A 10,775-nucleotide genomic window follows, 5' to 3' on the forward strand; every position below is an offset into this window, starting at 1 on the left:
GGCGAGGACAAGATGGAAGCCGGCACGCTGCTTTACGAGAACACCACCTATCCCGACGGCTGGACACAGATGGCGCCCGTCTTCTTCGGCGGCGATGTCGACTATCAGGACGGCACCGAGGCCACAGAGGAGCAGATGGCCAAGGACGTCGCCGCCTTCCTCATGTGGACGGCCGAGCCCAAGATGATGGAGCGCAAGCAGGCCGGCTTCAACGGCGTGCTCTTCCTGACGGTGCTGACCGTGCTGCTCTACCTGACGAACAAGCGCATCTGGGCGCCGATCAAGGCCCGCGCCAAGTCGGACGAGAGCTGAGCGCAGACCCGATCGAGACGCGACTCGCCCCCGCGCCCCGGCGCGGGGGTTTTTCTTTGCCCAATCAGCTGTCCCGGGCGTGTCGGCGGAAGGCGCGCTTCAGGAGGTCGAGCTCGGCACGCAGGTGCGCCACCTCCGCCCTCACATCGTCATCGAGCGCCTCGCCCGCCGCCAGCGTCACGGTGCCGAGCGTCGCGCCGGTAAGCGTCGAACGGATCAGGAGGGTATGCATCCCGTCGCCCACCGCCGCGGGCGGCACCGGAACGCGCAGATGCCAGCACCCGGCCGCATCCGCGGCGAGATGCACGTCCGGCACGGGGCGCCCGTCGTGCAGGACCTCGATCCCGGGCCGCTCTTCGCCGGCCCCGTGCACCTCTCCCTCCCAGACAGCGTCGGCAAACCGGGTGCATGTCACGCTGAGGTCGTCGCTCATCCTGCCTCCCTCACAGTTCGGCGCGCGGGCGGCGCGAGAGCACCAGGTCGCCGAGCGCGATCCGGTTCATCTCGGGCCGCTCGAAAATCAGGTCGAGCCACAGCCGCTCCACCCTCTTTTCGTTCAGCCGTGAATAGGCGAGGTCGAACTCGACCACCGCCGCTCCCTCCTGTACCGGCACCTCGCGCACGATCTTCTCGGTGTTGGGGCCATGCCGGATGTTGAGCCGCGCGAAGACCTCCAGCGGCCTCTCCAGCCCGAGGTCGATCTCCGCACGCAGGATGTGCCGCCGCTGCAGCCCCTGCGCCGCCGCGCCCGGCAGGTCCAGCGCGAGCGACAGGTAGCCACCGTCGAAACCGAACACCTCGATCGTGAGCGCGCAGGGCGCCGCCCCCGGACCAGCCGAGCCGGTGCACGTCTGGCGGGTCACGATCTCGGACAGGTGCGAATCGTGGAAGAGCGCGAGGCCCTCGGCGATGCGCGTGCCGGGTTCCGGGGCCACGCGGCCCGGCACGGGAAGCGGACCGCCCCATGCCTCCGGACGCCAGACCCAGTCGGTCCCCGGCGCGTCAACCCGTGGCGTCCCCGCCTCGGCAAAGGCGATGCGGCGCTCCGCGGCACCCAGGAAGCGGTCCAGCGTGTCACGCAGACGGCGCGCGGGGGCCTTCGCGCGCCGCAGCGCCTCCGGCTCGGCCGTGTCGGCGCGACGGGCGGCGCGGCGCCATCGCGCTTCCGCACCGCGCTGGATCATCCGGCCGATCGGCCCGTCGTCGCCCATGGCGTCACGCCTCCGCCCCATGAGCGCCAGTGATAGCAGGGAAAGCGTTTCGGTTGAACAAATCCGCCCGCGGCGGCCCCGGCGCATGTCGCGCATAGGCAGGACCGGGTCCAGAGCGTCGCGGGCCTGCCTGCAAGGGGTGCCCATCGTGCGACGACGCGGTATCCTGCCACACGGCGGCCCGCCTCAAGGGTCCGGCGCCGCCGGGGATGTCGGCTGCGCCTCGATCCGGTCGGCGAGCGCGGTGAGCAGGTTGGCCCCGGCCGCTCCGGCGAGCGGGCTCTCCTCCGGGGCGTAAAGCGCCAGCCCGACGTCGTGACTGCCGGCGCGCGATGCGCCGCGCCAGTGGCGCGGATCGCCGCCCGGCAGGACCGCCGCCCCGCCTTCGGCCAGATGCATGAGCGCGAGCGCCCCGCGCTGCGACGTCGCAAGAACCTCGCCCGGTGCGGCAGTGGCCAGTGCACCGGCGTCAGGCGGCGCAACCGCCGGGTCGGCGGCCGAGACGCTGACCGTCATCACCGCGGGGAGCGCCTTGGGCCCGTCATCCGCCGACCCGAGGCTCGCGCAGCTTGCCAGCAGGACGAAGCTCTCCGCGTCGTTGTCGAGCAGCGCGGAGGACTCCACGCAATAGCCCGGCGGGGCGCCCACCACGACCGCACCGCGCGCCACCACCGCCTCGCGCGCGGGCGGCGCGCTCGTCGAACCCGAGTCGCAGGCCGCGAGAAAGAACACCGCGCCCGCGAGCGCCGCGCTAGCGCGTCTCGCGGTCATGCGCATCGGCCTGTCCCGCTTCGAGCCGCGGAGTCCGCATCTCCGGGAGCCTCAACTCCGGTTCCGGCTTTCGCGCGCCACGCCCTAGATGTCCATGTAGACATGCGTCTCGGCTTCGGCCCCGGGATGGGTGACCGCGCCCTTGTAGGTCGGCCCCACCGTCTGCGCGAATTTCCAGACCGCGCCGGAGGCGTAGTTGGTCGGCCGCGGGCCGGCCCAGTCCGCGCGCCGCGCCTCGAGGTCCGCATCGGACAGCGCGACCGACAGCTCCCCCTTGATGGCATCGATGGTGATCATGTCGCCGGTCCTGACGAGGCCGATCGGCCCGCCCTGCGCCGCCTCGGGGCCGACGTGGCCCACGCAGAACCCGCGCGTCGCGCCGGAGAAACGGCCATCGGTGATCAGCGCGACCTTCTTGCCCATGCCCTGGCCCGAGAGCGCGGCCGTGGTGGCCAGCATCTCGCGCATGCCGGGGCCGCCTTTCGGACCCTCGTTGCGGATGACGATGACCTCGCCCTCCGCGTACTCGCGCGCCTTGACGGCGGCGAAGGCGTCTTCCTCGCACTCGAAGACGCGTGCCGGGCCGGTGAAGACCTGGTTCTCCGCGGCGATGCCGGCGACCTTCACGATGGCGCCCTCGGGGGCGAGGTTGCCCTTCAGCCCGACGACGCCGCCGGTCTTCGTGATCGGCTTTTCGATCGGGTGGATGACGCGGCCGTCGGCCTCGTAGGTGATGCGGTCGAGTTCCTCGCCGATGGAGTTGCCCGAGGCGGTCAGGCAATCCTCGTGAACGAGCCCGGCCTTGCGCAACTCCTTCATCACCACCGGCAGGCCACCCGCCTCGTAGAGGTCCTTGGCCACGAACTGCCCGCCCGGCTTGAGATCCACGAAGTAGGGCGTGTCGCGGAAGATCTCGCAGACATCGTCGAGGAAGAAGTCGATCCCCGCCTCATGCGCGATCGCCGGCAGGTGCAGGCCCGCGTTGGTCGAGCCGCCGGTGCAGGCCACGACACGCGCCGCGTTCTCGAGGCTCTTGCGCGTGACGATGTCGCGGGCGCGGATATTCTTCTCGATCAGGTCCATGACCGCGAGCCCGGAGGCTTCGCCGTACTGGTCGCGGCTCTCGTAGGGGGCCGGCATGCCCGAGGAATTGAGAAGGGCGAGGCCGATCGCCTCGGAGACGCAGGCCATGGTGTTCGCCGTGAACTGGCCGCCGCAGGCGCCCGCGCTCGGGCAGGCGACGCGCTCGAGGATGGCGAGCGCGGCATCGGAGAGCTCGCCGCTCTGGTTGCGGCCCACGGCCTCGAACATGTCCTGCACGGTCAGGTCGCGGGTGCGGAAATCCTCCGGCACCTCGGGATCGTTCGGCGCCTTGCCCGGCAGGATGGAGCCCCCGTAGATGAAGACCGAGGGCACGTTGAGCCGGACCATCGCCATCATCATGCCCGGCAGCGACTTGTCGCAGCCGGCGAGCCCGACGAGCGCGTCGTAGCAGTGCCCGCGCACCGTGAGCTCCACCGTGTCGGCGATCGCCTCGCGCGAGGGCAGCGAGGAGCGCATCCCCTCGTGGCCCATGGCGATCCCGTCGGTGACGGTGATGGTGGTGAACTCGCGCGGGGTGCCCGCGCCCTCCTTGACGCCCGTCTTCACCGACTGCGCCTGACGGGCGAGGGCGATGTTGCAGGGCGCGGCCTCGTTCCAGCAGGTGGCGACGCCGACGAGGGGCTGATGGATCTCCTCCTCGGTCATGCCCATCGCGTAGTAATAGGAACGATGCGGCGCCCGCGCGGCACCTTCCGTCACGTAGCGGCTCGGGAGCCTGGACTTGTCGAACGGACGCTTGAGCATGGACGCCTCCCTGATCGGTCGCCATCGGGAATACGGAAAGCCCCCCCGCCACACAAGGCCGATCGGGTGCGGCGAGATTGCGCCCGGCCCCGCGACGCCCTAGCTGTCCTGCATGACTGCCGCCTATGCCCCGCACGACGCCTATGTCGCCCCCGCCCGCGCGCGGCCCGAGATCTGGCGCCTGATCGCCGGGATCGCGGTCGTGGCAGCCGTGCTCTTCGGCCTGCAGAGCGCGTTGCGCGCGGTGCTCTACGCCCTCGCGCCGGAGACGCTCTACGCCGAGCTCACGATGGGCGACGGCACCGGCACCAGCCCCGCGAGCGCGCTGATCCTGCTCGGGAGCTTCGCCTTCATGGCGCTCGGCGCGGTCGCGGCAGCGCACCACCTGCACGGGCGCAGCGCGATGAGCCTGATCGGCCCCTCCCTTGCCCGCGCGGCGCGGGATTTCTTCCGTGTGGTCGGTGCGCTCGCGCTTCTCTATATCGCCGTCGCGCTTCTGCCGCCCTGGGGCGGGCCGGGCGGCACCGAGCCGGAGCCCAACCTCGCCCCCGGCGTCTGGGCGGCGCTTCTGCCGCTGACGCTCGCCGCGCTGGTGATCCAGACCGGGGCGGAGGAGCTTCTTTTCCGCGGCTACCTGCAACAACAGCTCGCCGCGCGCTTCGGCTCGCCGCTTGTCTGGATGGGGGTGCCGGCGGCGCTCTTCGCGGCTGGCCACTACGTCCCGGCGGATTTCGGCACGAACGCGACGCTCGTCGCGCTCTGGACCGGGCTCTTCGCGGTGGCGCTCGCCGACGTGACCGCGCGGGCGGGCAATCTCGGCCCGGCGGTGGCGATGCACTTCATGAACAACGTCTTTCCGATCGCCTTCACCGCGATGGAGGGCGCGCTCTCGGGCCTCGCGCTCTACACGCTGCCGGCGCCGACCGAGGATCCCGGGATGCTGCGCGCCGCCATGCCGGTCGAGATGGGGATGCTGCTCTGTTCGTGGCTCGCCGCAAGGGTGGCGCTGCGACGCTGATTGCATTCCGGCCGGGGCGGGCTTATCTCCCCGCCACGGTCAGCGAGGCGCCATGAACTGGATCTCCAACTACGTCCGCCCCCGCATCAACTCCATCTTCTCCCGGCGCGAGATGCCGGAGAATCTCTGGACGAAATGCGACGAGTGCGGGACGATGCTCTTTCACCGCGAGATCGCGGAGAACCTGAACGTCTGCACCTCCTGCGGCCATCACATGCCGATCGCGCCGCGCACGCGCTTCCGCGCGCTCTTCGACGCCGGCGTCTTCACCGAGGTGGAGGTGCCTGCCCCGGTGGCCGACCCGCTGCAGTTCCGCGACCAGAAGAAGTATCCCGATCGCCTGAAGGCCGCGCAGCGCGCCACCGGCGAGAAGGAGGCGATGCTCGTCGCCGAGGGCGAGATGGGGCGCACGCCCATCGTCGCCGCGGCGCAGGACTTCTCCTTCATGGGCGGGTCGATGGGGATGTACGTGGGCAACGCGATCATCGCCGCCGCGCGCCGCGCGGTGGAGACGAAGCGGCCCCTGATCCTCTTTTCCGCCGCGGGCGGCGCGCGGATGCAGGAGGGCATTCTCAGCCTGATGCAGATGCCGCGCACCACCGTCGCCGTCGAGATGGTGAAGGAGGCTGGGCTTCCCTACATCGTCGTGCTCACCCATCCCACGACGGGCGGCGTGACGGCGAGCTACGCGATGCTCGGCGACATCCAGATCGCGGAGCCGGGCGCGCTCATCTGCTTCGCCGGCCCGCGCGTGATCGAACAGACCATCCGCGAGAAGCTCCCCGAGGGGTTCCAGCGCGCTGAATACCTGCGTGATCACGGGATGCTCGACCGGGTGACGCACCGCAAGGAGATGCGCGACGAGCTCATCACGCTCACCCGGATGCTCATGGGCCTGCCGCCGGCGGTGAAGGGCGACCTGCCCGCTCCCGGTCCGGCGGTGCCCGAACCGGAGGCGCAGGAGGAGACCCGGTCGCCCGCCGAGGGCTGACGCGCGGCGGAGGAGACACCATGGCGCACACGCTTCTGCAATTCGACTTCCCCTTTCCCGGCCCCTGGGGCGGAGAGATGGCCACGGCGATGGAGGGCCTCGCCACCGACATCGCGGCCGAGCCGGGCCTCGTCTGGAAGATCTGGACCGAGAACGCGGAGGAGGGTCGCGCCGGCGGCATCTACGTCTTCGACAGCGCGCAGGCGGCAGCGGCCTACCGGGACAAGCACACCGCGCGGCTCGCCGAGTTCGGGATCACCGACATCCGCGCGATGACCTTCGAGGTGAACCCCGCGCTTTCGCAGATCACCCGCGCGCCGCTCTGACGCGCCAGAGGATATCCCGCCCATGACCGCGCAGGACGCCGCGCCCTCCGACCTCGTGCTCGCGCGGCTGATGTCGCTGCACCCCAAGGTCATCGACCTGACGCTGGACCGGGTGTGGCGGCTGCTCGCCGCGCTCGGCCACCCGGAACGGATGCTCCCCCCGGCGATCCACCTCGCGGGGACGAACGGCAAGGGCTCGACGCTCGCCTTCCTGCGCGCGGGGATCGAGGGCGCGGGGCAGCGCGCGCATGCCTACACCTCGCCCCATCTCGCCCGCTTCCACGAACGCATCCGCCTCGCCGGGGAGTTGATCCCCGAGGCGGAGCTGACGGCCATCCTCGACGAATGCGAGGCGGCCAACGGCGGCGCCCCGATCACCTATTTCGAGATCACGACCTGCGCCGCGCTTCTCGCCTTCGCGCGCCGGCCGGCAGACTGGACGCTGCTGGAGACGGGTCTCGGCGGGCGGCTCGACGCGACGAACGTGCTCGACGCGCCGGAGTTGACGATCATCACGCCGGTGGCGATGGACCACGAGCAGTTCCTCGGCGACACGCTGGAGAAGATCGCCTTCGAGAAGGCGGGCATCCTCAAGCGCGGCACGCCCTGCGTCGTCGGCCCGCAGGACGAGGCCGCGCTCGAGGTGATCGAGCGGCAGGCGGCCCGCACGGGCGCGCCGCTCCTGATCCACGGCCAGCACTGGCACGTCGCAGAGGAGCGCGGGCGCATGGTCTTTCAGGACGAGCGCGGGCTTCTCGACCTGCCGCGCCCGGCGCTGCCCGGCGCGCACCAGATCGCCAACGCCGGCGCGGCGGTGGCCGCGCTGCGTCACCTCGGGTTCGGAGAGGACGCCTGCGCGGCGGCGGTCGCCGGGGCGGAGTGGCCCGCCCGGATGCAGCGCCTGCGCCGCGGCCCGCTGGCCGAGGCCGCGCCGCAGGCCGAGCTCTGGCTCGACGGCGGGCACAACCCGGCCGCGGGCGCCGCGCTCGCCGCGCATCTGCAAGGCCTCTCCGCGCGGCCCACGCATCTGATCTGCGGGATGCTCTCCACGAAGGACGCCACCGGCTACCTCGCCCCGCTCGCCGAGGCCGCCGAGAGCCTGACGGCCGTGCCGATCCCCGGAGAGGCGGCGGCGCTCGACCCCGAGGCGCTCGCCGATGCGGCGGAACGGGCCGGTCACGCCGCCCGCACCGCCGCGAGCCCGGCCGCGGCCCTCGCCGCGATCACGGCCGAGACCCCGGCGGCACGCGTGCTGATCTGCGGCTCGCTCTACCTCGCCGGGCAGGTGCTGCGCGAGAACGGCTGAGCGGGGCACCGGTCACACCGCCGAAGCGCACCGAAAGGCGCGCGCCGCGACGCGCTGACGCCGCGGCCCCGCCGCCTCAGCCCTCCGCCTGCCCCCAGCCCTGGCTCATCATCTCGCGCAGGCGGCTCGCGGTGCGGGCGAACTCGAAACTGCCCTCGCCCTCGACGTAAAGGCTCTCGGGCAGATCGGCGGCCGAGGCGATGAGCCGCACGCGCGCCTCGTAGAGCGCGTCGATCAGCGTGACGAAGCGCTTCGCCTCGTTGAAGTTCGACCGCGAGAGGCGCGGGATGTCGTCGATCACCAGAAGGCGCACCGCCTCGGCGATGGCGAGATAGTCCGCAGGCCCCAGCGGCTGACCGCAGAGATCGTGAAACCGCGCCCGCGCCGCACCGTTGTGAAACGCTGGCAGCACCACGTCGCGCCCCTTGACCCGCAGGGTGAGCGGCGCCGTCTCGCCGCCGGTCAGACCCTGCCAGATCGCGTCGATCCGCGCGCGTGCCTCCGCGTCGGCGGGGGTGAAATAGACCGGGCTCCCGGCGAGGCGCCCGGAGCGGTAGTCGGTCTCACCGGCGAGTTCCTGCACCACCATCCGCTCTTTCAGACGCGCGATGAACGGCAGGAAGAGCGCGCGGTTCAGCCCGTCCTTGTAGAGGTCATCCGGCGGCCGGTTCGACGTCGCCACCACCACGACGCCGGCGGCGAAGAGCCCCTCGAAGAGACGGCCGACGATCATCGCGTCGGTGATGTCGGTGATCTGCATCTCGTCGAAGGCGAGGCAGCGCACCTCCTCCGCGATGCGCCGGGCCACCGGCGTCACCGCGTCGTCCACGCCGCGGGCGCGGGCCTCGGCCATGCCCGCATGCACCTCCTGCATGAAGGCGTGGAAATGCACGCGCCGCGCGGCCACGGGCACCGCGCCCGCGAAGAGATCCATCAGCATCGACTTGCCGCGTCCGACGCCGCCCCATAGATAAAGCCCCTTCGGCGGCTCGGGCGCCCGGCGGAAGAGGCCGCGTTTCACCGGCTGCGCGAGCCCTTCGAGGATGCGCTCGAACTCGGGCAGCGCCGCTTCCTGCGCGGGGTCCGGGTCGATCGCGCCGGCGGCCACCTGCGCCGCGTAGAGATCCTGCATCACCGTCGCCATGCCCGCCTCCCTAGCGCGGTGCGCGACCGACGGAAAGCGCCGGTCTTGAGCCCCGGCACAGGCCCCGCTATGGCCCGGGTGTGCCCGAGGGAGACGCAGCGATGACCGACGCGCCCGAGACCCGCCTCCACGACGACCGCGCCGCGCCGGTGCGGCGCCTCACCCTCGACGGGCCGCAGACGCGCAATTCGATCAGCGCGCCTGCCTACCGCGAGATCGCCGCGGCGGTGACCGACGCGGGCGCCGACCCGGCGGTCCGCGCGATCCTGATCTCCGGCGCGGGGGGCTTCTTCTCCTCGGGCGGCAACATCGCGCGGCTGAGGGCGAGCGCGGAGGGCCGGCTTTCGGAGGCCGCGGCCAATACCGACGCCCTCGGCGCGATGATCAAGGCGGTGCGCGCCTGCCCGGTGCCGGTGGTCGCCGCGGTGGAGGGCGGCGCGGCCGGCGCCGGGCTCTCGCTCATGCTCGCCTGCGACATGGTGGTGGCCGCGGCGGGGGCGACGTTCACCGTGGCCTACGTGAAGATCGGCCTGACGCCGGACGGGGGCGTGACGCATTTCCTCTCCGCCGCGCTGCCCCGGCAGCTCGTCACCGAACTCTGCCTTCTGGGCCGCCCGATCCTCGCCGAACGGCTGGCCGAGGCGGGCGTGGTCAACCTGCTCGCCGCGCCGGGCGACGCCGTGGCGGAGGGCGAGACGCTCGCCGCGCGGCTCGCCGAGGGGCCGCGCCACGCGATGGCGCGCATCAAGGCCGAGATCGCGGCGGCAGGGCGCAACGACCTTGCCGCGCAGCTCGATCTGGAGGCCGAGGGGATCAACACCGCCCGCTTCGGCCCGGAGGCGCGCGAGGGCCTCGCCGCCTTCCTCGAGAAGCGCAAGCCGGACTTCGGCGCGGCATGAGAACGCGTCCCCCGCAACTCTCCGGCCTGCGCCTGCCCGCCGTGGGCGCGCCGATGTTCCTCGTCTCCTCGCCGGAGCTCGTGGTCGCGCAGTGCACGAGCGGCATCGTCGGCAGTTTTCCCGCCCTCAACGCCCGCGAGGCCGAGGGCGCGCCCGTCGAGCTCGAGCGCTGGCTGGAGCGGATCACCGGCGCGCTCGCCGCGCACGACCGCGCGCATCCCGACCGCCCGGCCGCCCCCTACGCCGTGAACCTGATCGTGCACCGCTCCAACGCGCGGCTGGAGCGGGACGTGGAGATCCTGTCCCGCTGGCGCGTGCCGATCTGGATCACCTCGCTCGGCGCGCGCCCCGAGGTCTTCGAGGCCGCGCGCGCCGCGGGCGCGCTGGTGCTGCACGACGTCACGACCGACACCTTCGCGCGCAAGGCCATCGACAAGGGGGCCGACGGGCTGATCGCGGTCGCCGCCGGGGCGGGCGGACACGCGGGCGCGCAATCGCCCTTCGCGCTCCTTTCGGAGATCCGCGCGTGGTTCGACGGGCCGCTCCTTCTTTCCGGCGCGATCGCCACCGGCCGCGCCCTCCTCGCCGCGCAGGCGGCGGGCGCGGACCTCGGCTACATCGGCTCGCCCTTCATCGCGACCGAGGAAGCCGCGGCACCCGATCCTTACAAGCACATGATCGTCGAGAGCGGCGCCGAGGATATCGTCACCTCGGCGCTCTTCACCGGTGTCTCGGGCAATTACCTCAAGCCCTCCATCGCGCGCGCCGGCCTCGACCCGGAGAACCTCCCCGAGGCCGGCTCGGCAATGGATTTCGGCGCCGGAAGCTCCAAGCCCAAAGCCTGGAAAGAGGTCTGGGGCGCGGGTCAGGGGATCGGCACGGTGCGCGAGGTCACGCCGGCGGCGGAACTGGTCGCCCGGCTCGCGCAGGACTACGCCGCGGCGCGGGC

At 72.2% G+C, this 10,775-nt stretch carries 12 protein-coding genes; 7 read left to right on the top strand and 5 right to left on the bottom strand.

The window, feature by feature from the left end; genetic code table 11:
* Window positions 1-312, top strand: a 312-nt coding sequence (locus ACESL7_RS07910; RefSeq protein ID WP_372892773.1) for a cytochrome c1, incomplete at its 5' end; no start/stop codon positions are given.
* 64 nt (window positions 313-376) lie between these two features.
* Here the strand turns inward: ACESL7_RS07910 and ACESL7_RS07915 are convergent.
* The 4 genes from ACESL7_RS07915 to ilvD form a co-directional block, all read right to left on the bottom strand.
* Window positions 377-745, bottom strand: a complete 369-nt coding sequence (locus ACESL7_RS07915) for a hypothetical protein (protein WP_372892774.1) — start codon at window positions 743-745, stop codon at window positions 377-379.
* Between the two features lie 10 nt (window positions 746-755).
* Window positions 756-1,523: a DUF6478 family protein gene (locus tag ACESL7_RS07920; protein ID WP_372892775.1), complete on the bottom strand. Its 768-nt coding sequence runs from the start codon at window positions 1,521-1,523 to the stop codon at window positions 756-758.
* A 186-nt stretch (window positions 1,524-1,709) separates the two neighbouring features.
* Complete coding sequence (locus ACESL7_RS07925) at window positions 1,710-2,294, bottom strand: dihydroxy-acid dehydratase (protein WP_372892776.1); 585 nt, start codon at window positions 2,292-2,294, stop codon at window positions 1,710-1,712.
* A gap of 84 nt (window positions 2,295-2,378) precedes the next feature.
* Window positions 2,379-4,142 (bottom strand): dihydroxy-acid dehydratase, encoded by a 1,764-nt coding sequence (gene ilvD, locus ACESL7_RS07930; RefSeq protein WP_372892777.1) that lies wholly within the window; start codon window positions 4,140-4,142, stop codon window positions 2,379-2,381.
* A 112-nt stretch (window positions 4,143-4,254) separates the two neighbouring features.
* Between ilvD and ACESL7_RS07935 the strand changes: the two genes are divergently transcribed.
* From ACESL7_RS07935 to ACESL7_RS07950, 4 genes are read left to right on the top strand one after another with little or no spacing between them, the layout of a single operon-like run.
* The gene (locus ACESL7_RS07935) at window positions 4,255-5,160 is read left to right on the top strand and encodes a CPBP family intramembrane glutamic endopeptidase (protein ID WP_372892778.1); all 906 of its coding nucleotides are present in this window, start codon (window positions 4,255-4,257) and stop codon (window positions 5,158-5,160) included.
* Window positions 5,161-5,212: 52 nt separating this feature from the next.
* On the top strand, window positions 5,213-6,151 hold the full coding sequence (gene accD, locus ACESL7_RS07940; RefSeq protein ID WP_372892779.1) for an acetyl-CoA carboxylase, carboxyltransferase subunit beta: 939 nt from the start codon (window positions 5,213-5,215) through the stop codon (window positions 6,149-6,151).
* Between the two features lie 20 nt (window positions 6,152-6,171).
* Window positions 6,172-6,477, top strand: a complete 306-nt coding sequence (locus tag ACESL7_RS07945) for a monooxygenase (RefSeq protein ID WP_372892780.1) — start codon at window positions 6,172-6,174, stop codon at window positions 6,475-6,477.
* Window positions 6,478-6,499: 22 nt separating this feature from the next.
* A complete protein-coding gene (locus tag ACESL7_RS07950; protein WP_372892781.1) occupies window positions 6,500-7,783 on the top strand; it encodes a bifunctional folylpolyglutamate synthase/dihydrofolate synthase in 1,284 nt (427 codons plus the stop codon).
* Window positions 7,784-7,859: 76 nt separating this feature from the next.
* Here the strand turns inward: ACESL7_RS07950 and zapE are convergent, their stop codons facing one another.
* Window positions 7,860-8,927: a cell division protein ZapE gene (gene zapE / locus ACESL7_RS07955; protein ID WP_372892782.1), complete on the bottom strand. Its 1,068-nt coding sequence runs from the start codon at window positions 8,925-8,927 to the stop codon at window positions 7,860-7,862.
* Between the two features lie 101 nt (window positions 8,928-9,028).
* Here zapE and ACESL7_RS07960 point away from each other — a divergent pair, with 101 nt between their 5' ends.
* The gene (locus ACESL7_RS07960; RefSeq protein ID WP_372892783.1) at window positions 9,029-9,826 is read left to right on the top strand and encodes an oxepin-CoA hydrolase, alternative type; all 798 of its coding nucleotides are present in this window, start codon (window positions 9,029-9,031) and stop codon (window positions 9,824-9,826) included.
* A partial coding sequence (locus ACESL7_RS07965; protein WP_372892784.1) for an NAD(P)H-dependent flavin oxidoreductase occupies window positions 9,823-10,775 on the top strand: 953 nt, incomplete at its 3' end. The genes ACESL7_RS07960 and ACESL7_RS07965, both read left to right, overlap by 4 nt.

Origin of the sequence: Rhodosalinus sp. (assembly GCF_041685465.1) — a bacterium.
GTDB lineage: Bacteria > Pseudomonadota > Alphaproteobacteria > Rhodobacterales > Rhodobacteraceae > Rhodosalinus.